At 70.3% G+C, this 22,547-nt stretch carries 17 protein-coding genes; 9 read left to right on the forward strand and 8 right to left on the reverse strand.

Going from position 1 to position 22,547, the window contains the following annotated elements; genetic code table 11:
• Window positions 1-6 precede the first annotated feature (6 nt).
• The 7 genes from ACFV9W_RS09615 to ACFV9W_RS09645 form a co-directional block, all read right to left on the reverse strand.
• The gene (locus ACFV9W_RS09615; protein ID WP_385757287.1) at window positions 7-1,386 is read right to left on the reverse strand and encodes an L-serine ammonia-lyase; all 1,380 of its coding nucleotides are present in this window, start codon (window positions 1,384-1,386) and stop codon (window positions 7-9) included.
• Complete coding sequence (locus ACFV9W_RS09620; protein WP_385757289.1) at window positions 1,386-2,015, reverse strand: sarcosine oxidase subunit gamma; 630 nt, start codon at window positions 2,013-2,015, stop codon at window positions 1,386-1,388. Before ACFV9W_RS09620 ends, ACFV9W_RS09615 begins: the two co-directional genes overlap by 1 nt.
• Window positions 2,005-4,866 carry a 2Fe-2S iron-sulfur cluster-binding protein gene (locus tag ACFV9W_RS09625; protein WP_385757291.1) on the reverse strand — a complete coding sequence of 954 codons (2,862 nt, stop codon included), beginning with the start codon at window positions 4,864-4,866 and terminating at the stop codon, window positions 2,005-2,007. The genes ACFV9W_RS09620 and ACFV9W_RS09625 overlap by 11 nt, the downstream gene beginning before the upstream one ends.
• Window positions 4,863-5,171, reverse strand: coding sequence for a sarcosine oxidase subunit delta (locus ACFV9W_RS09630; protein ID WP_267073367.1), 309 nt, complete (start codon window positions 5,169-5,171; stop codon window positions 4,863-4,865). Before ACFV9W_RS09630 ends, ACFV9W_RS09625 begins: the two co-directional genes overlap by 4 nt.
• Window positions 5,172-5,191: 20 nt before the next feature.
• Entirely contained in the window at window positions 5,192-6,421 is a 1,230-nt protein-coding gene (locus tag ACFV9W_RS09635; protein ID WP_385757293.1) for a sarcosine oxidase subunit beta family protein, read from the reverse strand.
• Window positions 6,418-7,719: a serine hydroxymethyltransferase gene (gene glyA, locus ACFV9W_RS09640; RefSeq protein ID WP_385757295.1), complete on the reverse strand. Its 1,302-nt coding sequence runs from the start codon at window positions 7,717-7,719 to the stop codon at window positions 6,418-6,420. Before glyA ends, ACFV9W_RS09635 begins: the two co-directional genes overlap by 4 nt.
• 155 nt (window positions 7,720-7,874) lie before the next feature.
• Entirely contained in the window at window positions 7,875-8,780 is a 906-nt protein-coding gene (locus ACFV9W_RS09645) for a LysR family transcriptional regulator (protein ID WP_385757297.1), read from the reverse strand.
• Window positions 8,781-8,940: 160 nt separating this feature from the next.
• Here ACFV9W_RS09645 and ACFV9W_RS09650 point away from each other — a divergent pair, with 160 nt between their 5' ends.
• Complete coding sequence (locus ACFV9W_RS09650) at window positions 8,941-11,253, forward strand: FdhF/YdeP family oxidoreductase (protein ID WP_385757299.1); 2,313 nt, start codon at window positions 8,941-8,943, stop codon at window positions 11,251-11,253.
• Here the strand turns inward: ACFV9W_RS09650 and ACFV9W_RS09655 are convergent.
• Entirely contained in the window at window positions 11,241-12,038 is a 798-nt protein-coding gene (locus ACFV9W_RS09655; protein ID WP_385757301.1) for an IclR family transcriptional regulator, read from the reverse strand. The two genes, ACFV9W_RS09650 and ACFV9W_RS09655, sit on opposite strands and share 13 nt — an antisense overlap.
• 304 nt (window positions 12,039-12,342) lie before the next feature.
• Between ACFV9W_RS09655 and ACFV9W_RS09660 the strand changes: the two genes are divergently transcribed.
• The 8 genes from ACFV9W_RS09660 (at window position 12,343) to ACFV9W_RS09695 (ending at window position 22,521) form a co-directional block, all read left to right on the forward strand.
• The gene (locus tag ACFV9W_RS09660) at window positions 12,343-13,740 is read left to right on the forward strand and encodes an MFS transporter (protein ID WP_385757303.1); all 1,398 of its coding nucleotides are present in this window, start codon (window positions 12,343-12,345) and stop codon (window positions 13,738-13,740) included.
• 309 nt (window positions 13,741-14,049) lie between these two features.
• Window positions 14,050-15,135 carry an S-(hydroxymethyl)mycothiol dehydrogenase gene (locus ACFV9W_RS09665; protein ID WP_385757304.1) on the forward strand — a complete coding sequence of 362 codons (1,086 nt, stop codon included), beginning with the start codon at window positions 14,050-14,052 and terminating at the stop codon, window positions 15,133-15,135.
• A 94-nt stretch (window positions 15,136-15,229) separates the two neighbouring features.
• Window positions 15,230-16,372 carry an aromatic ring-hydroxylating dioxygenase subunit alpha gene (locus ACFV9W_RS09670; protein ID WP_385757306.1) on the forward strand — a complete coding sequence of 381 codons (1,143 nt, stop codon included), beginning with the start codon at window positions 15,230-15,232 and terminating at the stop codon, window positions 16,370-16,372.
• A 28-nt stretch (window positions 16,373-16,400) separates the two neighbouring features.
• Window positions 16,401-16,721: a bifunctional 3-phenylpropionate/cinnamic acid dioxygenase ferredoxin subunit gene (locus ACFV9W_RS09675; protein ID WP_385757308.1), complete on the forward strand. Its 321-nt coding sequence runs from the start codon at window positions 16,401-16,403 to the stop codon at window positions 16,719-16,721.
• Complete coding sequence (locus tag ACFV9W_RS09680; protein WP_385757309.1) at window positions 16,718-17,911, forward strand: NAD(P)/FAD-dependent oxidoreductase; 1,194 nt, start codon at window positions 16,718-16,720, stop codon at window positions 17,909-17,911. Before ACFV9W_RS09675 ends, ACFV9W_RS09680 begins: the two co-directional genes overlap by 4 nt.
• Before the next feature lie 111 nt (window positions 17,912-18,022).
• A complete protein-coding gene (locus tag ACFV9W_RS09685; RefSeq protein WP_385757310.1) occupies window positions 18,023-18,697 on the forward strand; it encodes a GntR family transcriptional regulator in 675 nt (224 codons plus the stop codon).
• A gap of 211 nt (window positions 18,698-18,908) precedes the next feature.
• The gene (locus ACFV9W_RS09690) at window positions 18,909-19,994 is read left to right on the forward strand and encodes an S-(hydroxymethyl)mycothiol dehydrogenase (RefSeq protein ID WP_385757311.1); all 1,086 of its coding nucleotides are present in this window, start codon (window positions 18,909-18,911) and stop codon (window positions 19,992-19,994) included.
• A 67-nt stretch (window positions 19,995-20,061) separates the two neighbouring features.
• Window positions 20,062-22,521, forward strand: coding sequence for an FAD-dependent oxidoreductase (locus tag ACFV9W_RS09695; RefSeq protein WP_385757313.1), 2,460 nt, complete (start codon window positions 20,062-20,064; stop codon window positions 22,519-22,521).
• The last annotated feature ends 26 nt before the right edge of the window (window positions 22,522-22,547 follow it).

The raw sequence follows: 22,547 nt of genomic DNA on the forward strand, positions 1-22,547 counted from the left end.
GTCTCCTCAGCATTCGACGACGTTGAGGGCGAGGCCTCCGCGTGCGGTCTCCTTGTACTTGTCCTTCATGTCGGCACCCGTCTCGCGCATCGTCTTGATGGCCTTGTCGAGACTGACGTGGTGCCGGCCGTCGCCGTGCACGGCCATCCGGGCGGCCGTGATCGCCTTGAGCGCGGCGACGGCATTGCGTTCGATGCACGGGATCTGCACCAGGCCGCCCACCGGATCGCAGGTCAGACCGAGGTTGTGCTCGATGCCGATCTCAGCGGCGTTCTCCACCTGTTCCGGGGTGCCGCCGAGGACCTCCGCGAGCCCGGCCGCCGCCATCGAGCAGGCCGAACCGACCTCGCCCTGGCAGCCCACCTCGGCACCGGAGATCGAGGCGTTCTCCTTGAACAGGACGCCGACCGCGCCCGCGGTGAGCAGGAAGCGCACGATGGCGTCGGCGTCGGCGCCACGCATGAACCGGTCCACGTAGTGCAGCACTGCCGGGATGATGCCCGCCGCCCCGTTGGTCGGCGCGGTGACGACCCGGCCGCCCGCCGCGTTCTCCTCGTTGACGGCGAGGGCGTACAGCGTCACCCATTCCATGGCGTACAGGGAGTCCGTCTCCGCGGTGTCCTGCGCCGCGTCGAGCTTGCCCTTGAGGGCGGCCGCCCGGCGGCGCACCTTCAGGCCGCCGGGCAGCGTGCCGTGGGCCGCGCAGCCGGTCCGCACGCACTCCTGCATGACGGACCAGATGTGCAGCAGCCCGGCCCGCACCCCTTCCTCGCTGCGCCAGGACAGCTCGTTGGCCAGCATGATCGAGCTGATCGGAAGGCCGGTGTCCCGGGTGTGGGCGAGGAGTTCCTCGGCGGTGGTGAACGGATGGCGCACCGGGGTGCGGTCGGGCACGATCCGCGGGCCGTGCGCCTCGTCCTCGTCGAGGACGAAGCCGCCGCCGACCGAGTAGTACGTACGACGCGACAGGCTCGCCCCGTCCGTGCCCCACGCCTCGAACGTCATCGCGTTGGAGTGGAACTCCAGGCGTTTGTTCCGGTGGAGCACGATGTCGGTGTCGAGGGCGAAGGGGACGGGCTGCTTGTCGAGCAGCCGCAGCAGGCCCGTCTCCCGCACCCGGTCCACGGCCGGGTCCGCGAGGCCCGGATCCACGGTCTCCGGTGCATGGCCCTCCAGCCCGAGCAGGACGGCTTTGACGCTGCCGTGGCCGTGCCCGGTCGCGCCGAGCGAGCCGAACAGCTCGGCGCGGACGTGCCGCGTGCGGGACAGCAGCCCGTCCCGCTCCAGCGCGTGGGCGAAGGTGTGCGCCGCGCGCATCGGGCCGACGGTGTGCGAACTCGAAGGACCGATGCCGACCTTGAACAGGTCGAAGACGCTGATGCTCATCAAGTGGCCCCGGCGTACTCGGAACGGTACTCGGTGCGGTCCTCGGCGCCGTATTCGGTGCACGCGTCGGTCAGCCACGCCGCGAGGTACCCGGCGAACGACGACCTGACCAGCAGCCAGACGGCCGCAGGACCCGCCTCGCGCACGACCAGCGTGACACCGGCCTGCGCGAGCAGCGTGGTGTGGCAGGCGCCCGCGTGCGCCCTGCCCGGAGAGAGGTCCAGCGCGCAGCCCTGCGACAGGATCTCCGGCAGCAGCGGCCCCGACAGGGCGAGGACCGTGCGCTGCGCCGAGGTGTCGGTGACGGTGGCGAACTCCTCGCCGATCGCCGACCGCAGCCCGGCCGTCAGCTCCGCCGCCCGCCCGGCGGGCGCCACCAGGAGCCATTCGTCGGGGCCCAGCCAGAGGGCCTTGACCTCCGCGTCCAGATGGGCACGGCAGGCGTCGGGCAGCGCGTACCCGAGGTACCCCTCGACGGCGGTGGCCGCCGCGCTGCCCGGTGTCACGCGGAGGGTGAGCTGGGTGAGGAAGGGGAGTTCCCGCGCGCCGAGGCCGGCCGGCAACTGCGGGGCCCAGTCGGCGAGCGGACTGAAGCGTGCGGGCGTGGGAGTGTGGGTGTCAGCCGTCACGGCGGGCTCCCTCCTTGTCGAAGAGGACGGGTTCGGCGACGGTCACCGGCACGGTGGCGCCGTCGAGCGGGACGTAGAGGGTCTCGCCGACACGCGCGGTGCCGGAGCGCACGAGCGCCAGGGCGAAGGTGCGTTGCAGGGCGTCGCTGCGGTAGCTGGAGGTGACATGTCCGAGCATCGTGACCGGCGGCTCGGGCACCGCCTCGGTGGCGATGATCTGCGCCCCCTCCGGGAGCAGTGTCCGCTCGTCGGTGGGCAGCAGCGCGACGAGCTGCTTGCGGTCGGCGCACTGGTTCTCGGGCCGGGCGAAGGAGCGCTTGCCGACGAAATCGGGCTTCTTCTTGGAGATCACCCAGTTCATGCCGAGGTCCTGCGGGGTGACCGTGCCATCGGTGTCCTGCCCGATGATCGGGTACGCCTTCTCGGCGCGCAGCACGTGCATGGTCTCGGTGCCGTACGGGGTGAGGCCGAGCGGCTGACCGGCGGCGTACAGCGCCTCCCAGACGTGTGTCCCGTACCAGGCCGGGACGTTGACCTCGTAGGCGAGCTCGCCGGAGAAGCTGATCCGGCACACCCTGGCCTCGACACCGGCGATCACCGTGTCGCGCCAACTCATGAATGGGAACGCCTCGTTGGACACGTCCAGGTCGTCGCCGACGACCGCGGCGAGCACCTCGCGCGAGCGCGGACCCACGAGCGGGATCGTCGCCCAGTGCTCGGTCACCGACGTGAGGTGGACGCGCAGCTCGGGCCACTCGGTCTGGAGCCACTCCTCCATCCATTCGAGGACCTTGGCGGCGTTGCCGGTGGTGGTCGTGACGAGGAACTCGTCGTCGGAGACGCGGATGACCGTGCCGTCGTCGATGGCCATGCCGTCGACCCCGCACATCACCCCGTAGCGGATCCGGCCGGGCTTCAGGTTGGCCATCATGTTCGTGTAGAGCCGGTTGAGCAGCTCGCCCGCGTCGGGGCCCTGCACGCTGATCTTGCCGAGCGTCGAGCCGTCCATCATGGCCACGCCGTTGCGCGCCGCGCGGCACTCGCGCTGCACCGCGTCGTCCATGGTCTCGCCGGGCAGCGGGTAGTACCAGGGCCGCTTCCACTGGCCGACGTCCTCGAACAGCGCGCCGTGCCGCTCGTGCCAGGCGTGCAGCGCGGTCACCCGCACCGGGTCGAACAGCTCGCCCCGGTTGCGGCCCGCGAACGCGGCGAACGCGATGGGCTGCACGGGCGGCCGGAAGCCGGTGGTGCCGAGATCGGCGATGTCCGTGCCGAGTCCCTCGGCGACGATGCCCGAGGTGAGGATCCCGGACGTACGGCCCTGGTCGTGCGCCGTGCCGATGGTGGTGTACCGCTTGACGTGCTCGACGGAGCGGAGCCCGGCGCGGGTGGCCCGGAACACATCGCTGACGAGCGCGTCGCGCTGGAGGTCGACGAACTGCGCGGTGCCGTCCGTGCCGTCCTGCGGGCTGGGCACGCGCCACAACACGGCGACGGGGGAGGGGAGTTCCGTGGCTGCGGCGGGGACGCCGACCGGCGCGGACGTCACGCCGAGCGCGTCGAGCGCCGTGGCCGTCGCCGCGATGCCGCTGCCGAGGCACTCCCCGAGGGTGCGCAGACCGTCCGCCGCGCCAGCCGTCCGTACGGTCGAGAGGGCCTTGGTGGGTACGAACGTGGCGAGTTCCGCGTCGTAGCGCAGCTTTCCGCGCGCCTGGCTGAACAGGGCCACGGCCGGGTTCCAGCCGCCGGAGACGAGGAGTACGTCGCAGTCGACGCCGTGCCGCCGGGCGTCGTCCGCGGAACGCTCGGCGATGTGCACGCGGGAGAGGCGCTCGACGCCACTGGTGCCGGTGACGACGTGGTCGCGGTGGAGCGGGATGCCGCGCTCGGCCAGCGCCCCGGCGAGTCGCCCGGGCACGGTCGGCCGCGCGTCGACCACGGCGGCGAACTCCACGCCCGCGTCGGCGAGTTCGAGCACAGCGTCGTACGCGGAGTCGTTCGTCGTGAAGACGGCGACCCGGCGGCCGACGAGGACGCCGTACCGATTCAGGTACGTGCGGGCCGCGGAGGCCAGCATGATGCCGGGCCGGTCGTTGTCGTCGAAGGCGATCGGCCGCTCGGTGGCGCCGGTCGCGTGCACGACCTGCTCGGCCCGGATGCGCCACACCCGCTGCCGGGACAGGTGGCTCGGGGCCGCGGCGCCGAGGTGATCGGTGCGCTTCTCCAGGGCCAGGACGAGGTTGTCGTCGTAGTGGCCGAAGGCGGTGGTGCGGGTCAGGACGGTCACGTTCCCGGACGCCGCGAGTCGGCTCGTGGCCGACTCCACCCACTCCTGCGCGGGCCGGCCGTCGATGGTCTCGCGCGTGCCGAGCAGGCTCCCGCCCAGCTCCGGCGCGCTGTCGACGAGGACGACCCGGACACCCGCGTCGGACGCGGCGAGCGCGGCGGCGAGACCGGCCGGGCCCGCGCCGACGATCAGCAGCTCGGCGTGCAGGTGCCTCGCGTCGTACCGGGCGGGGTCGGCCTCGGCGGCGAGCCGCCCCTGGCCGCCGAGGCCGCGCGCCACCAGACCGTCGTAGAGCTCGACCGTCGTGGCGGTGAGCATCGGCTCGGGGAACGGGGCCTCAATCTGGACGAGCGCGTTGGGCTCCTCGACCCCGGCGGCCAGGATGCCGCGCGGCCGGCCGTACTTGATGCTCGTCGCCACGCGGTGCACACCGTTCGCGAGCAGCGCGGAGGCGAGGGTGTCCCCGGGGTGCCCCGTGTAGGGCGTGCCGTCGAATTCGAAGTCCAGCGTGGTGGAGCGGTCGATGCGGCCGTGTGCGTCGGGGGCGCGGAAGGGAGTTGTCATGCGGTCGCCTCCTGGCGCTCTCGCGTGCCGGTGCCGAGCGGGTTCGGGGAGCCCACGGGGTACACGGTCAGGAACTCGTAACTCACGGTGTCGCGAACGGCGTTGAACCAGCGGCGGCAGCCCGCCGTGTGCGCCCACCGCTCGGCGAACGGGCCCTTCGGGTTGTCGCGGAAGAACACGTACTGGGCCCACTGCTCGTCGTCGAGCGCGTGCGGGTCGGCGGGGTGCTCGACGTGTGCCTGGCCGCCGTAGTGGAACTCGGTCTCCTCGCGCGGCCCGCACCAGGGGCAGGGGATGAGCTGCATGGATGTCTCCTAGGAAGGGCTCAGTGCGCGACGGCGGCGGCGCCGTGCTCGTCGACGAGGGCGCCGGTCGTGAACCGGTCGAGGGTGAACGGCGCGTTGGTGTCATGGGGTTCACCGGTCGCGATGGTATGCGCGTACGCCCAGCCGACACCCGGTGTCGCCTTGAAGCCGCCGGTGCCCCAGCCGCAGTTGAGGTACAGGTCCTCGACGGGGGTGAGGCCGACGATGGGGGAGGCGTCCGGGGTGGTGTCGACGATGCCGCCCCAGGTGCGCAGCATGTGGGCGCGCGCGAACACCGGGAACAGCTCCAGGGCCGCCGCCATCTGCCGCTCGATGATGTGGAAGGCGCCGCGCTGCCCGTACCCGTTGTAGCTGTCGATGCCCGCGCCCATGACGAGCTCGCCCTTGTGCGCCTGCGACACGTACACGTGCACCGCGTTGGACATCACGACGGTGGGGTGCACGGGTTCGAGCAGCTCGGAGACGAGTGCCTGGAGCGGGTGGCTCTGCAGCGGCAGCCGCAGGCCGACCATCTGCGCGAGCACGGAGGTGTGTCCTGCCGCCGCGAGTGCCACCTTCCCGGCGGCGATCCGGCCCCGCGTGGTCTGCACACCGGTGACCCGGCCCCCGCTCACGTCGATCCCGGTGACCTCGCAGTTCTGGATGAGGTCGATGCCGTACGCGTCGCAGCGGCGGGCGAAGCCCCACGCCACGTAGTCGTGCTTGGCGATGCCCGCGCGCGGCTGGTAGGTGGCGCCGTGCACCGGGTAGCGGACGTCCGGGCTGGTGTTGACGATCGGACACACCTTGGCGACCTCGTCGGGCTCCAGCCACTCGGCGTCGATGCCGTTGAGCTGGTTCGCGTACACCCGGCGCTTGCTGTCGCGGACGTCCTGGAGGTTGTGCGCGAGGTTGAGGACACCGCGCTGGCTGAACAGGATCGGGTAGTCGAGGTCCTGCTCCAACGTCTCCCACAGCTTGAGCGAGCTCTCGTAGATGCCGGAGCTCTCGTCCCACAGGTAGTTGGAGCGGATGATGGTGGTGTTGCGGGCCATGTTCCCGCCGGCCAGCCACCCCTTCTCCAGGACGGCGATGTTCGTGATGCCGTGGTTCTTGGCGAGGTAGTACGCGGTCGCCAGTCCGTGCCCGCCGCCGCCCACGATCACGACGTCGTAGGACTTCTTCGGGGCGGCGTTGCGCCACAGGAAGTCGGGGTGGTCGGGCAGGGCGTCGCCGGGCGTGGTGGTCATCGCCGGCCTCCTTCTTCCTGGGCGGTGGCCGCGAGGGTGGGGTAGAGGGGGAAGCGCTCGGTGAGTGCGGTGACCCGCTTGCGCAGGCCGGTCGCCGTCTCGTCGTCGAAACCGGGCAGGAACGCGGTGGCGACGATGTCGGCGACCTCGGTGAACTCCGCGGCGCCGAAGCCGCGCGCGGCGAGCGCCGGTGTGCCGATGCGGACACCGGAGGAGACCATCGGCGGCCGGGGATCGTTGGGGACCGCGTTGCGGTTCACGGTGATGCCGATGCGGTGCAGCCGGTCCTCGGCCTGCTGCCCGTCCAGATCGGAGTGGCGCAGGTCGACGAGGACCAGATGGACGTCGGTGCCCCGGGTGAGGACATCGATCCCGGCGGCCCGGGCATCGTCCCGCAACAGCCGCTCGGCCAGAATGCGCGCGCCCTCCAGGGTGCGGCGCTGCCGGTCGGCGAACTCCGGCTCGGCCGCCAGCTTGAACGCCACCGCCTTCGCCGCGATCACATGCTCCAGCGGACCGCCCTGCTGACCCGGGAAGACCGCCGAGTTGATCTTCTTGGCGAGCTCGGCCGTCGACAGGATGACACCGCCGCGCGGACCGCCCAGCGTCTTGTGCGTGGTCGTCGTGACGAGGTGGGCGTGCGGCACCGGAGAGGGATGCAGGCCCGCGGCGACCAGGCCCGCGAAGTGCGCCATGTCGACCATCAGATACGCGCCGACCTCGTCGGCGATCCGCCGGAACTGCGCGAAGTCCAGGTGCCGGGGGTACGCCGACCAGCCCGCGATGATCAGCTTCGGCCGGTGCTCACGGGCGAGACGGGCGACCTCCGCCATGTCGACGCGGTGGTCGTCCGCGTCCACGTGGTACGCGACCACGTTGTAGAGCCGGCCCGAGAAGTTGATGCGCATGCCGTGTGTGAGGTGGCCGCCGTGCGCGAGGTCGAGGCCGAGGATGGTGTCGCCCGGCTTGAGGAGCGCGGCCATGGCGGCGGCGTTGGCCTGCGCCCCCGAGTGCGGCTGCACGTTCGCGGCCTCGGCGCCGAACAGCTCCTTGACCCGGTCGATGGCCAACTGCTCGATGACGTCGGCGTGTTCGCAGCCGCCGTAGTAGCGGCGGCCCGGATACCCCTCGGCGTACTTGTTGGTCAGGACCGAGCCCTGTGCCTGCATGACGGCGAGCGGTGCGAAGTTCTCGCTGGCGATCATCTCCAGGGTGTCGCGCTGGCGGGACAGCTCCGCGTCGAGGGCGGCGGCCACGTCCGGGTCGGCGGCGGCCAGGTCGCGTGCGTCGGGGGTCATGAGGACTCCTTGAAAACCGACTGGTGACGCTCTGATATATCAGTGGCGGGTCGTCGTCACGGTAGCCACGCGTTCAGGCGCGCGTCAATGGTGTGCGGGGGACGAAACCCGGGGGTAACCGCTGCGTCGGAACGGCGAGTTGCGCGGGCGGCCGCTCAGCCCGGCAGCACGTCCAGAACGGTGTGCATCCGCGAGACGCGGGCCAGGTCCGCGAGCGCCTGCTCCATCACCGACAGCGGATCGCGCGGCGGCAGCAGCAGACCGATCCGGGCGCTGCGCCGGGGCCCGATCAGCGGCACGGCCTCCATCCCGGACGGGATCCCGAAGACGTGCAGCCAGGTGTGCGGGATGATGCTCGACCACTGGCCCGTGCGGACATGCGCGATCAGCGAGGCGATCGAATCCGTCTCCACGCGCGGCGCCACCGACAGCGACAGCTCCGCGAACACGTCGTCCAGGACCCGGCGCCCCAGCATCCGCGGATGCAGCAGACACAGCGGCAGCGCCGCCGCCTCCGCCCAGCTGATCTCCTGCGCCGTCCGGCCCGGATCCTCCTGGGTGAGCACGACATAGCGCTCCCGGTACAGCGGCACGAACGGCAGATCCAGGCTCCGGCTGTGGTACGAGACCGCGCCGTGCAGCTCGAAGGAGCGCAGCCGGCGCACAATGTCGTCGCCCTGGAGGTCGGCCTGCACGTTCACCGTGGTGTGCGGGTTCGCCGCGCAGAACGGCTGCGTCAGCAGGGCGACCGCGCCGACCGCCGTGGGCACGGCGCCGAGCCGCAGCTCCCCGCTCAGCCCCTCACGCAGCGCGGCGAGCCCCGACTGCATGGCGTCCCGGTCGGCGAGCATCCGCCGGGCCCACAGGACGACCTGCTCGCCCTCCGCCGTCAGCCCCTCGAAGCGCCGGCCGCGCCGCACCAGCGGTACACCCAGCTCGGTCTCCAGCTTGCGGATGCCCTCGGACAGCGTCGGCTGCGACACGTAGCACTGCTCGGCGGCCTTCGCGAAGTGACCGGCGTTGGTGAGCGCGACCAGGTATTCGAGCTGGCGCAGCAGCACGGTCCCACCCCTTTCCCGGCCGACTTCGGTGGACGACGCCCGCCCATGATCGTAGCTGCCTATCAACGATCGGACTTTCCGCTTTGACCGCCGGCCGAGGCGGACGAATGCTGGGCGCCGGGGGCGTGCCGGCTCCCGTCGAGTCGGAAACACAGAGGTGATGGGCGTGCGCGCCGTCGAAGAGCCCGAAGAGGATCTTTCCCTGAGCAAGCCCAAGACCTGGGCCACGGGAGCGCCCGCGGTGGCCCACGCCTTGCAGTACGCCCTCAGCCAGACCTCGCCCAAGCGCACCGCCCTGACCCTGCTCAACATCAACCAGGACGGCGGCATCGACTGCCCCGGCTGCGCCTGGCCCGAGGGCGCCCCGGACAAGCGGCACCGCAACGAATACTGCGAGAACGGCGCCAAGCACATCGCCGACGAGGCCACCACGCGCCGCGTCACCCGCGAATTCTTCGCCCAGCACCCGGTCAGCGAGCTGGCGGACGCTTCCGACTACTGGCTCAACCAGCAGGGCCGGCTGACCGAGCCCATGGTCAAGTACCCGGACAGCGACCACTACGAGCCGATCGGCTGGGACGGCGCGCTCGGGCTGCTCGCGGACGAGCTGAACCGGCTCGACAACCCCGACGAGGCGCTGTTCTACACCTCGGGGCGGCTCGCCAACGAGCCCGCGTTCCTGCTCCAGCTCTTCGCGCGGGCCTACGGCACCAACAACCTGCCCGACTGCTCCAACCTGTGTCACGAGTCCAGCGGCTCCGCCCTCAACGAGACGCTGGGCATCGGCAAGGGCAGCGTCAGCCTCGACGACCTGCACAACAGCGACCTGGTGTTCGTCGTCGGCCAGAACCCGGGCACCAACCACCCCCGGATGCTCACGGCCCTGGAGGAGACCAAGCGGCGCGGCGGAAAGATCGTCGCCGTCAATCCGCTGCCCGAGGCGGGACTGCTGCGCTTCAAGCACCCGCAGAAGGCGCGCGGCGTCATCGGCCGGGGCACCGAGATCGCCGACCAGTTCCTGCAGATCCGGCCGGGCGGCGACCTCGCCCTGTTCCAGGCGCTCAACCTGCTGCTCCTGGAGGCCGAGGACAAGGCACCCGGCACCGTCCTCGACCGCGAGTTCATCGACACCCACACCTCGGGCTACGAGGTCTTCACGGACAACATCCGCGGCCTCGACTGGGCCGAGGTCCTCGAGGCCACCGGACTCACCCGCGAGGAGATCGAGGAGGTCCACCAGCGGGTGCTCGGCGCCAGGAACGTCATCGTGTGCTGGGCCATGGGCCTCACCCAGCACAAGCACGGCGTCCCCACCATCCGCGAAGTCGTCAACTTCCTGCTGCTGCGCGGAAACATCGGCAAGCCCGGCGCAGGCGTCTGCCCGGTCCGCGGCCACAGCAATGTGCAGGGCGACCGCACCATGGGTGTGTGGGAGCGGATGCCGCAGTCGTTCCTCGACGCCCTGGAGAAGGAATTCGACTTCGCCCCGCCCACCCGGCACGGCGTCGACGCCGTCGACGCGATCCGGGCCATGCGCGACGGCCGGGCCCATGTGTTCGTCGGCGTCGCCGGCAATTTCGTCCGCGCCACACCGGACAGCGATGTCACCGAACAAGCCCTGCGCAATTGCCGGTTGACGGCCCACATCTCCACGAAACTGAATCGCTCGCACGCCGTCTGCGGACGCACCGCGCTGATTCTGCCCACGCTGGGGCGCAGCGACCGCGACATTCAGTCGGGCGGTGAGCAGTTCATGACCGTCGAGGACTCGATGAGCGATGTGCACGCCACCCGCGGCCGGCTCGCGCCCGCCTCACCCGCGCTGCTCAGCGAGGTGTCCATCATCAGCCGCCTCGCCCGCAGGACACTGGGGGAGCGGCACGGCATCACCTGGCAGGAATTCGAGAACGACTACGACACCATTCGCGAGCACATCGCGAACGTCGTGCCGGGATTCGACGACTTCAACCGGCGCGTGCGCGAACCGGGCGGCTTCAACCTGCCCAACCCCGTCAACAAGCACGTCTTCCAGACGGCGAGCGGCACCGCCGTCTTCACCGCGAACACCTTCACCGGGCTCACCGCGCCGCCCGGCCACCTGATCCTGCAGACGCTGCGCTCGCACGACCAGTGGAACACCATCCCGTACGCGATGGACGACCGCTACCGCGGCATCAAGGGCGCGCGGCGCGTCGTCCTGGCCAACGCCGAGGACCTCGCCGAACTGGGCATCGCGGAGGGTGCGTTGGTCGACCTGATCAGCGTGTGGACCGACGGCAGCGAACGCACGGCCCCCGCGTTCCGCGTCGTCGGCTATCCGACGCCCCGGGGTTCCGCCGCCGCCTACTACCCGGAGACCAACGTCCTCGTGCCGCTGGACAGCGTCGCCGAGAACAGCAACACCCCCACGTCCAAGGCCGTGATCATCCGGATGGAGCCGGCCGAGGGGGAGATTCCCGCTCAGTCCAGGTAGCCCATCTTGCGGCTGATGTCGTGTGCGCTCCGCAGCAGCGTGGGGGAGAGCTCGTGCATCCGCGCCTCGGTGAACCGGTAGGCGGGACCCGAGGCGCTGATCGCGGCGATGACCTCACCCTGGGCATTTCTGATGGGTGCGGCCATTCCGTGCAGGCCGAGCTCCAATTCCTCGAGCGTCACCGCATATCCGCGCTCAAGGGTCTGCGCGAGATCCTTCTCGAGCTTTCCCTTGGCGGTCAGGGTGTGCGGTGTCATCTTTTTCATGTGGGAGGCCGCGAGCATTTCCGTGCGCTCCTGCTCGGGCACATGAGCGAGGAGCACCTTTCCACTGGATGTGGCATGCATCGGGGTGAGCTGGCCGACCCAATTGTGCGTGCTGACCGCCATCGGTCCGCGGACCTGGAGGACGTTCACCGCGTAATGTTCCTGCAGTATGGCGATGTTGACGGCCTCGCCGAATTCCTCCGCGAGTTGCTCGCAGAAGGGGCGGGCCTGTTGGGTCACATCGAAATTGTCGGTGACCGAGCTGGCCAGGCGTACGATGCCGAATCCGATCCGGTACTTTCCCCGGTCGCCCGACTGCTCGACCAAATCGCGCGCCTCGAGCGCGCCCAGCAGACGGAAGGCCGTCGACTTGTGCACGTCGATTTCCGCGGCGATCTCACTGACGCCCGCTTCCCCGCGCCGGGCGAGAATCTCCAGAACGCTCACGGCGCGGTCGACGGACTGCACTCCGGCGCCCGACGAGCCCGTTGTCTCACTGTCTGCGTCATGCTTTCTCATGGCGCGACTATAGGCGCTGTCCGCGGACGGGCGGCAGGGCGATGCGGAAGCGGATCTTCGACTCCATCTTCACGCTCGTCTCCGATAACTGGTGTCTCCTGAATTAGGGCATACACAGCCCGCATTGCCGGTCCTGCTACCCGGGTCGGCGGGAGTCATGCTCCCTCGTACGACGTCTTGACGCGGACACATGAGGGCATGTTCTGTTGCGCGTTGAGCGATGCGTTCCGTAGAGCGCAACCGAGTGTTCTCCTGCGCGTGACGATGCCGCGCGGTCCTCAGTCCCCCACCTCCGGGAGATGCGATGTCCATTCGTGCTGTCGACGAGGCACCACTGAACCGGTTCCACCGAAAACTCACCTGGGCCTGCGCGGGCGGCCCGTTCCTGGACGGCTATCTGCTCAGCATCATCGGCGTCGCGCTGATCGGTATGAAGAGCGAACTCGACCTGAGCACCGGCGAGCTGAGCCTCATCGGCACCTCCGCCCTCGTCGGGATCTTCGTCGGCGGGCTGTTCTTCGGCGCCGTCACCGACAAGCTCGGCCGGGAGGTGATGTACACGATCGACCTCGGGGTCCTGGTGGCCGGCTCCGTGATCTCCCTGTTCGCCACCGAGGCCTGGCAGTTCGTCATCCTCCGGTTCGTCATCGGCGTCGCCGTCGGCGCGGACTATCCGATCGCCACCTCGCTGCTGGCCGAGTGGGCACCCAGCAAGCACCGCGGCCGGCTCCTCGGCATCCTCATCCTCGCCTGGTACGTCGGCGCCGCCGCGGCCTACGTCGTCGGGTACGCGCTCGCCGAGCTCGGAGGCGCCGAGGCCTGGCGCTGGATGCTCGGCTCCAGCGCCGTGGTGAGCGTCGCGGTACTGCTATTGCGGGTGGGAACCCCCGAGTCGCCGCTCTGGCTGGTGAACAAGGGGCGTACGGAACAGGCCCAGCAGAGCGTCGAGAAGGTGCTCGGCACCCGGGTCGCCCTGGAGGAACTCATGGCCGCGTCGGCGGCCGAACAGCGCGTGGACAGCCGCTTCCGCACCCTGTTCCGGGGCATCTATCTGCGCCGGACCCTCTTCTGCGGGATCTTCTACCTCTGCCAGATCACGCCAATGTTCGCGCTCTACACCTTCGGGCCCACGATCCTCGGGGCGTTCGGGCTCGCGGAGGGCAACTCGGGCAACCTCGGGTCCGCGCTGATCAGCATCGTGTTCGTGCTCGGCTGTCTGCCCGCCCTGCGCCTCGTGGACCGGGTCGGCCGCCGGCCCATCATGATCTGGTCCTTCGTGCTGATGGCGATCCCGCTGGCGGTCCTCGGCGGCGGCTCCGCCCTGCCCGTCGCCGTCGTGATCCTGTGCTTCTGCGCCTACGCGCTGGCCTCCGGCGGCCCCACGGTCCTGGAGTGGACCTACCCCAACGAGCTGTTCCCCACGTCGATCCGCGCCACCGCCGGCGGCGTCGCCACGTCGATCAGCCGGATCGGGGCCGCGGTGGGCACCTATCTGCTGCCCCTTTCGCTGAGTGAGCTGGGCACGGGCCCCACCATGCTGATCGGCGCCGGCATCACCTTGGTGGGCTGGCTTGTTTCGTTCGCCTGGGCGGAGGAGACGCTCGGCCGCGGGCTCGCCGAAACGAGCGCGGACCCGACCGCGGGAGCGACCGGCGACGGGGCCGGTACCGCTGTACGCAGGGAGGATTTCGAGCGCTCCTGAAACCCGGCTGAAACACCGCCCCAACTCCCGTGCCCCGCACCGTAGTTGGCGCCGCTCGCGCGGTGCCTTCGAACGGTGCGGGGCACGGGATTTTTGTGTGACGGGACAGTTCTCAGATTCCTCTTGACACGCGCCGTCGACGGAGACGACAGTTTGGGCGTTGCGTAGAACGCGTCAAGGTTCTTCATGCGCAACAGAGTTCGGTGCTTCAACTCATCTTCAAAAGCTCCCCTTCGGCTCTTCTGCCTCCCTCAACAGACTCCGCCGGGTCCCCGTTGCCCGGCCGTCCCCGCAGCAAGGAGCTCAACCGTGACTCACGAGGTTCGCGCAGTGGTCGCCCGCAAGCAGGGCGCCCCCGTCTCCGTGGAGACGATCCTGGTCCCGGAGCCCGGACCGGGGGAGGCGCTGGTGCAGGTGCGGGCCTGCGGCGTCTGCCACACCGATCTGCACTACCGGGAGGGCGGGATCGGCGACGAGTTCCCGTTCCTGCTCGGTCACGAGGCCGCCGGCGTCGTCGAGTCCGTCGGTGACGGGGTCACCGATGTGGCGCCCGGCGACTTCGTCATCCTCAACTGGCGTGCGGTGTGCGGCAGTTGCCGGGCCTGTCGGCGCGGCAGGCCCTGGTACTGCTTCGCGACGCTCAACGCCACGCAGCCGATGACCCTCCTCGACGGCACGCCGCTCTCGCCGGCCCTCGGCATCGGCGCGTTCGCCGAGAAGACCCTCGTCGCCGCAGGTCAGTGCACCAAGGTCGACCGGGCCGCCCCGGCCGCCGCCGCGGGTCTGCTCGGCTGCGGCGTCATGGCGGGCTTCGGCGCGGCGGTCAACACCGGCGGCGTCGGCCGCGGCGACTCGGTGGCCGTCATCGGCTGCGGCGGCGTCGGCATCGCGGCGATCGCCGGGGCGAAGGTGGCGGGCGCGGCCCGCATCATCGCCGTGGACATCGACGAGCGGAAGCTGGCGAAGGCCGAGCGGTTCGGCGCCACGGACACCGTCGACTCCTCCAGGACCGACCCCGTCGAGGCCGTGCGCTCCCTCACCGGCGGCTTCGGCGCCGATGTTGTGGTCGAGGCGGTCGGCCGCCCCGAGACCTACCAGCAGGCCTTCTACGCCCGCGACCTGGCGGGCACCGTCGTCCTCGTCGGGGTGCCCACCCCCGAGATGAAGCTGGAACTGCCGCTCGCCGACGTCTTCGGCCGCGGCGGCGCCCTCAAGTCCTCCTGGTACGGGGACTGCCTGCCCTCCCGCGACTTCCCCGCCCTCATCGACCTCTACCTCCAGGGCCGCTTCGACCTCGGCGCGTTCGTCAGCGAGGAGATCGGCCTGGACGAGGTGGAGTCCGCCTTCGACGCCATGCGCCGCGGAGACGTCCTGCGCTCAGTGGTGACGCTGTGAGCGCGGGGGCGGTCTGAGCCCCCACACCACACACGACTCGCATCGCTTCGGCACCTGCCGCATGTCCGCACGACATCTACCGAGGTGACATCTGATGAGCACCACCAGCCTGCCCCCGAGCCTGATCTCCACGCTGCCCGGCGACTACTACACCGACCCGCAGATCTTCACGCGGGAGCAGGAGCACATCTTCGAGTCCATGTGGTTCTGCGTGAGCCGCGCGGCCGACCTCACCAAACCCGGCAGCTTCCGCACCTACCAGGTGGGCCGGGAGAGCGTCCTCGTCTCGCGCTCCCGCGACGGCTCGGTCCGCGCCTTCCTCAACATCTGCCGGCACCGCGGCGCCAAGCTGTGCACCGAGGAGTCCGGCGAGGTCAAGCGGAACTTCCAGTGCCCCTACCATGCCTGGACGTACGGACTCGACGGCAAGCTGGTCGCCGCACCCAACCTCACGTCCATGCCGGACATCGACCGCACCGAATACGGCCTGGTCAACGTGCACGTCCGGGAATGGCTCGGCTACGTGTGGGTGTGCCTGGCCGAGCAGCCGCCCTCCTTCGAGGACGAGGTGATCGGCGCGGTCAGCGAGCGCCTCGGCGGCGCCGACGCCATCGAGAACTACGCGATCGAGGACCTCGACCTCGGCCGGCGCATCACGTACGACGTTCAGGCCAACTGGAAGCTCATCATCGAGAACTTCATGGAGTGCTACCACTGCGCCACCATTCACCCCGAACTCACCGAGGTTCTCCCGGAGTTCAAGGACGGCCTCGCCGCCCAGTACTTCGTCGGACACGGCGCCGAGTTCGCCGAGGAGGCACAGGGCTTCACCGTCGACGGCTCCGAAGGACTCGACCGCATCCCCTCGGTCGCCGAGGACCAGGACCGTCGCTACTACGCGATCACCGTGCGGCCCCAGGTGTTCATCAACCTGGTCCCGGACCACGTGATCCTCCACCGGATGTACCCGATCTCCCACGACCGCACGATCGTCGAGTGCGACTGGCTGTACCTGCCGCACGTCGTCGAGAGCGGCAGGGACGGCAAGGACATGGAGCGTTCCGTCGAACTGTTCCACCGGGTCAACCAGCAGGACTTTGACGCCTGCGAGCGGACCCAGCCCACGATGAGCTCGCGCGCCTACGCCAAGGGCGGCGTCCTCGTCCCGAGCGAGCACCACATCGGAGAGTTCCACACCTGGCTCCAGGCCAGGCTCGGCACACAGCACGCCAATTGACCGTCCATTTGTTTCCTGGAGGTTCCCCATGATCCCGGTGTGCCGCATCGAAGATCTGCCCCCTGGTGAGTCCATCCGCGTGACCGAGGGCGTGCCGGCCCCGGTCGCCGTCTTCAACGCGGACGGCACGGTGTACGCCATCGACGACACCTGCACCCACCAGGACGCCTCGCTGGCCGACGGCTTTCTCGAGGGCTGCTTCGTCGAATGCCCGCTGCACGAGGCGTCGTTCGACCTGCGCAACGGCCGCCCGACCTGCCCGCCCGCCAAGACGCCCGTCCGCACCCATCACGTCACCGTCAAGGACGGCCAGGTCCTGCTTCACGTCACCGTTGGGGAGCCCGCATGAAGCACATCACCGTCGTCGGAGCCTCGCTCGCCGGCCTCAGCGCCGTCCGGTCGCTGCGCGCCGAGGGCTACGAGGGAGAGATCACCGTCGTGGGGGAGGAGCTGCACCGGCCCTACGACCGTCCGCCCCTGTCCAAGGCCTACCTCAAGGGCGACATCACGGCCGACGCCCTCGAACTCGGGGACGCCGAGGAGTACGAAGCGCTCGACATCCACTGGGAGTTGGGCGACCGGGCCGTGCACCTGGACTGCTTCAACACCTCGGTCATCCTCGGCAACGGGCGCCGGATCGAGACGGACGGCGTCGTCGTCGCCACCGGCTCGACCGCCCGCCGGCTGCCCGGCACGGACGGCCTCGCGGGCGTGCACACCCTGCGCACCCTCGACGACGCCCGGAGCCTGCGCACCGAACTGGTCAGCGGAGTGCCCCGGATGGTCGTCATCGGCGCCGGATTCATCGGCGCCGAGGTCGCCGCCACCGCACACCACCTGGGCCTCGACGTCACCGTGGTCGAGGCGCTCGACACCCCGCTGGAACGCCAGCTGGGCGCCGAGATGGGCCGCCTCTGCGCCTCCCTGCACACCGACCACGGCGTCCGCCTGCTCTGCGGGACCGGGGTCGCGGAACTGGAGAGCGGCGGCGGCCGGGTCACCGCCGTGCGGCTCACGGACGGGCGGCTGCTGCCCGCGGACATCGTGCTCGTCGGAGTGGGGGCCAGGCCGGTCGACGACTGGCTCGCCGACTCCGGTGTGTGGGTGGACAACGGCGTGGTCTGCGACGCGGGCGGCGCCTCCAGCGTTCCCAACGTCGTCGCGGTCGGCGACGTGGCCCGCCGCCCGCACCCCTTCACCGGCCGGCACGCCCGCATCGAGCACTGGTCGAACGCCGCGGAGTCGGCCGCCACCGCGGCCCGCACCCTGCTCACCGGCGAGACCGCCGTGCCCCGGGCCACCCCGCCCTCCTTCTGGTCCGACCAGTACGACGTCCGGATCCAGCTCGCCGGTGTCGTGAACCCCGGAGCCGAGCTCGAACTCGTCGAGGGCAGCTACGAGGACCGGTCCTTCGCGGCCCTCTACAAGGAGGACGGGGTACCCACCGCGGTCCTCGCCATGAACCGCGCCAAGATCTTCAACCGGCTGCGCCGCACCCTGGTCCCCGCCACCGAAAGGATCGAGCCCGCCGCCGTCTGACGGGCCAGCCACCATGTCTTCGCCTCTCCCGCCGTGCCGCACCCCTGATATATCAATGCATGGATGCGGTACGGTGAGGTCCCATCGGGGACACGTCAAGGGAGGGGCGAGATGGCATCTGTGCCTGCCGCCGGGGGCCAGTCGCACGGCGCGACACTGGCCGACCAGGCGTACCAGGAGATCACGGACCGGCTCGTCACCCTGCAGATCCGCCCCGGCGAACCCGTGCACGACGGACGGCTCGCCGCCGACCTCGGCCTCGGCCGCACCCCGGTCCGCGAGGCCCTCAAGCGCCTCGAGACCGAGCGGCTCGTCGTCGCCTTCCCCCGGCGCGGCACCTTCGCCACCGAAGTACAGATCGCCGACCTCGGCCACATCTCCGAGGTGCGTCAGGAGCTCGAACCCCTCGCCGCCGCGCGCGCCAGCAAGCGGGCCACCGCGGCGGACCGGGAGCGGCTGCGCGCCCTGCTCACCCGCGTCGAGGAGGAGTCGCAGACCGCGCCGGAACCCGGCGACGTCGCCCTGCTCCGCCTCGACATGGCGGTGCACCGCGCCGTCTACGCGCTCACGTACAACCCGTACCTCGAAGCCACACTGGTCAACTACGACAACCTCGCGACCCGCATCTGGTGCCTGTTCATCGACCGCCTTGCAGGACTCGAGCAACACGTCCACGAGCACGGGCAGTTGCTGCGGGCCGTCATCGAGGGCGATGCGGCCAAGGCGTCGGCCGTGTCCGCGGAGCACGTGGAGAACTTCGAGCGCGCCATCCGCTCGATCATCTGAGGTCGCCCACCGCCCCTCAACCATGGGGAAAGCGGGGCCCATTGACGCCCGCCACGCCGCGGTTCTAGTGTGCCGATCGCTGGTATATCAATCACGTTCAACTGTCGTGTCAATTACACGTGAACACGCGGCCGCCGCTTCGAGGCGGGCGGTCCGCACTTCTCCCGAACGCCACAAGCCCCAACGGCGGGCCGCTGCTCGGAGGATCCCCATGCCCCATCAGGTCAAGGCCGTCGTCGCCCGCGCGGCAGGCGCACCGGCGACCCTGGAGACCGTGACCGTGCCCGATCCGGGCCCCGGTGAGGCCCTCGTCGACATCCAGGCCTGCGGCGTGTGCCACACGGACCTGCACTACCTCCAAGGCGGCATCGGCACGGAATTCCCCTTCCTGCTCGGACACGAGGCGGCTGGCGTGGTCTCGGCCGTCGGCCCCGATGTGACCGACATCGCCGAGGGTGACTTCGTCATCCTCAACTGGCGAGCGGTGTGCGGAAGTTGCCGGGCCTGCCGACGCGGACGACCCTGGTACTGCTTCGACAGCCTGGGCGCCACGCAGCCCACCACCCTGGACGACGGCACACCCCTGGTCGCCGCCCTCGGCATCGGCGCCTTCGCCGAGAAGGCACTGGTCGCCGCCGGACAGTGCACCAAGGTCAACGCCGCGGCGCCGGCCGCGGCCGCCGGACTGCTCGGCTGCGGCGTCATGGCAGGTTTCGGCGCCGCCGTGCACACCGGCGGCGTCTCGCGCGGCGACTCCGTCGCGGTCATCGGCTGCGGGGGAGTCGGTATGGCGGCCCTCGCCGGCGCCGAACTGGCCGGAGCCACCCGGGTGATCGCCGTCGACGTCGACGCACGCAAGCTCGACCTCGCCGGAAGATTCGGCGCGACCCACACCGTCGACTCCACCGCGACCGACCCCGTACAGGCCGTCCGCGAACTCACCGGCGGCCACGGCGCCGACGTCGTCATCGACGCGGTCGGCCGCCCGGAGACCTACCGGCAGGCCTTCTACGCCCGCGATCTCGCCGGAACCGTCGTGCTCGTCGGTGTGCCGAGCGCCGAACGCACCGTGCAACTGCCCCTCCTCGACGTCTTCGGACGCGGCGGAGCCCTCAAGTCCTCCTGGTACGGCGACTGCCTGCCCTCCCGGGACTTCCCGCAGCTCGTCGACCTCCATCTGCAGGGCCGGTTCGACCTGGACCGGTTCGTGAGCGAGACGATCGACCTCACCGATGTACAGGGCGCCTTCGACCGGATGAGCCGCGGCGAGGTGCTGCGCTCGGTCGTCCGTCTCTGACGACACCACCCGAACCCCTCCCACGTCACGCCACCCTCGTGCACCCATGAACTCCCGGAGGCCCCACATGACCTCGCAGTCCTCGCAGCCCAAGGTGGTCATCATCGGAGCCGGCATCGTCGGCTGCTCCCTCAGCGACGAACTCACCGCCCTCGGCTGGACGGACGTCACCGTCGTCGAACAGGGACCCCTCTTCGCGACCGGCGGATCCAGCTCGCACGCCCCCGGCCTGGTCTTCCAGACCAGCCCCTCCAAGACCATGACCGAGTTCGCCCGCTACACCGTCGAGAAGACCAGCGCCCTCGACCTCGACGGCGACTGGTGCTACCGGCAGGTCGGCGGCCTGGAGATAGCCACCACCCCCGAACGCCTCGCGGAACTCGAACGCAGGCACGGCTGGCTCACCTCCTGGGGCGTCGAGAGCCACCTCCTCGACCCCGCGGAATCCGCCAAGCTGCACCCGCTGATCGACCCCGACGCCATCCTCGGCGGCTACCACATCCCCAGCGACGGCCTCGCCAAGGCGCTGCGCATCGGCGAGGCACAGGCACGCCGCGCCATCGCCCGCGGTGCCACCTTCCTCGGCCACCACACCGTCACCGACATCGAGACATCGGGCGGAGCCGTCAGCGCCGTCGTCACCGACCGCGGCACCTTCCCCGCGGACATCGTGGTGTCCTGCGCCGGATTCTGGGGCCCGCGCATAGGCCGCATGGTCGGCCAGCACGTGCCGCTCGTCCCGATGGGCCACCAGTACGCCACCACCACTCCGCTCACCGAACTAAAAGGCCGCAACAGCCAGTTGGACGAGGCGAACCTGCCGATCCTGCGCCACCAGGACGCGGGCCTGTACTGCCGCGAGCTCGTCGACCGGATCGGCATCGGCTCGTACGCCCACCGCCCCATGCCGATGTCCGCCGACGACGTCGCCCACCCCTCCGACAGCCCGGACCAGCCCTCGAAGCTCGACTTCACGAAGGCCGACTTCGAAGGCGCCTGGGCCGACACCCGCAGGCTGCTGCCCGCCCTGAACGACGCGGAGATCGCCGACGGATTCAACGGCCTGTTCTCCTTCACGATCGACGGCATGCCCCTGATCGGCGAGTCCCCGGAGGTGTCCGGGTTCTGGCTGGCCGAAGCGGTGTGGGTGACCCACTCGGCGGGCGTCGCACGGGCCGTCGCGAAGTGGATGGTCGAGGGCAGGCCCGGCATCGACCTCCACGGGTGCGACATCAACCGCTTCGAGGACGTGCAGCTCGCCCCCGACTACGTGCACGAGCGCAGCTGCCAGAGCTTCGCCGAGGTCTACGACATCATCCACCCGCTCCAGCCGCCGAACCGGCCCCGGCCGCTGCGCGTGAGCCCCTTCCACACCCGCCAGCAGGAACTCGGCGCCGTGTTCCTGGAGGGCGGCGGCTGGGAGCGCCCGCACTGGTACGAGGCCAACGCCGAGCTGCCCGAGGTGTCCCGCATCAGCGACCGCAACGAGTGGGCCTCCCGCTTCTGGTCACCCATCGCGGGCGCCGAGGCCCTGGTCACCCGCGAGCGTGTGGCGATGTACGACATGACCCCGCTCAAGCGCCTGGAGGTCACGGGCCCCGGCGCCCTGGCGTTCCTCCAAGGGCTGTCAACAAACCAACTGGACAAGGCAGTGGGCGCGGTCACCTACACACTCATGCTCGACGAGGCAGGCGGTGTCCTGAGCGACCTCACCGTCGCCCGCCTCGCCGAGGACCGCTTCCAGGTCGGCGCCAACAGCAACCTCGACCTCGCCTGGCTCCGCCGCCACCTGCCCGCAGACGGCACCGTGCAGGTCCGTGACATCACCGCAGGCACCTGCTGCATCGGCGTGTGGGGCCCGCGCGCCCGCGACCTCGTGCAACCGCTCACCGACGCCGACTTCTCGCACGAGAACTTCGGCTACTTCAAGGCCAAGCAGGCCTTCATCGGCGACGTCCCGGTCACCGCGATGCGCCTGTCCTACGTCGGCGAACTGGGCTGGGAGATCTACACCACCGCCGACCTCGGCCAGCGCCTGTGGGACACACTCTGGGCCGCCGGACAGGACCACGGCGTCATCGCCGCGGGCCGCAGCGCCTTCAACTCCCTGCGCCTGGAGAAGGGTTACCGCGCGTGGGGCCACGACATGACCAGCGAGCACAACCCGTACGAGGCGGGAGTCGGCTTCGCCGTCCGTAAGAAGAAGGGCGACTACCTGGGCCTCGACGCGATCCGCGACCTCACCAAGGACACCGTGGACCGCCGCCTCACGGCCCTCCTCATCGACGACGACCACTCGGTGGTGATGGGCCACGAACCGGTCTTCGTGAACGGCCGCCCCAGCGGCTACATCACCAGCGCCGCCTACGGCTACACCCTCGGCCGCCCCATCGCCTACGCCTGGCTCCCCGCCGAACACGCGGAACCCGGCACACAGGTCGAGATCGGCTACTTCGGCGACCGAGTGCCCGCGACGACGGCCGCGGAGCCGTTGTTCGACCCGGAGATGACACGTATCCGGCGGTGACACGGGGTGACACGGGCGTGGCCGTC

Source organism: Streptomyces sp. NPDC059897 (genome assembly GCF_042730865.1).
Taxonomy (GTDB): Bacteria; Actinomycetota; Actinomycetes; order Streptomycetales; family Streptomycetaceae; genus Streptomyces.

Bases quoted from the DNA above. Each gene is read 5' to 3' on its own strand.
- ACFV9W_RS09680 (WP_385757309.1), top strand. From the start codon at position 16,718: ATGAAGCACATCACCGTCGTCGGAGCCTCGCTCGCCGGCCTCAGCGCC.
- ACFV9W_RS09675 (WP_385757308.1), top strand. From the start codon at position 16,401: ATGATCCCGGTGTGCCGCATCGAAGATCTGCCCCCTGGTGAGTCCATC.
- ACFV9W_RS09650 (WP_385757299.1), top strand. From the start codon at position 8,941: ATGGGCGTGCGCGCCGTCGAAGAGCCCGAAGAGGATCTTTCCCTGAGC.
- ACFV9W_RS09690 (WP_385757311.1), top strand. From the start codon at position 18,909: ATGCCCCATCAGGTCAAGGCCGTCGTCGCCCGCGCGGCAGGCGCACCG.
- ACFV9W_RS09635 (WP_385757293.1), bottom strand. From the start codon at position 6,421: ATGACCACCACGCCCGGCGACGCCCTGCCCGACCACCCCGACTTCCTG.
- ACFV9W_RS09670 (WP_385757306.1), top strand. From the start codon at position 15,230: ATGAGCACCACCAGCCTGCCCCCGAGCCTGATCTCCACGCTGCCCGGC.
- ACFV9W_RS09660 (WP_385757303.1), top strand. From the start codon at position 12,343: ATGTCCATTCGTGCTGTCGACGAGGCACCACTGAACCGGTTCCACCGA.
- ACFV9W_RS09615 (WP_385757287.1), bottom strand. From the start codon at position 1,386: ATGAGCATCAGCGTCTTCGACCTGTTCAAGGTCGGCATCGGTCCTTCG.
- ACFV9W_RS09625 (WP_385757291.1), bottom strand. From the start codon at position 4,866: ATGACAACTCCCTTCCGCGCCCCCGACGCACACGGCCGCATCGACCGC.
- ACFV9W_RS09685 (WP_385757310.1), top strand. From the start codon at position 18,023: ATGGCATCTGTGCCTGCCGCCGGGGGCCAGTCGCACGGCGCGACACTG.
- ACFV9W_RS09695 (WP_385757313.1), top strand. From the start codon at position 20,062: ATGACCTCGCAGTCCTCGCAGCCCAAGGTGGTCATCATCGGAGCCGGC.
- ACFV9W_RS09655 (WP_385757301.1), bottom strand. From the start codon at position 12,038: ATGAGAAAGCATGACGCAGACAGTGAGACAACGGGCTCGTCGGGCGCC.
- glyA (WP_385757295.1), bottom strand. From the start codon at position 7,719: ATGACCCCCGACGCACGCGACCTGGCCGCCGCCGACCCGGACGTGGCC.
- ACFV9W_RS09630 (WP_267073367.1), bottom strand. From the start codon at position 5,171: ATGCAGCTCATCCCCTGCCCCTGGTGCGGGCCGCGCGAGGAGACCGAG.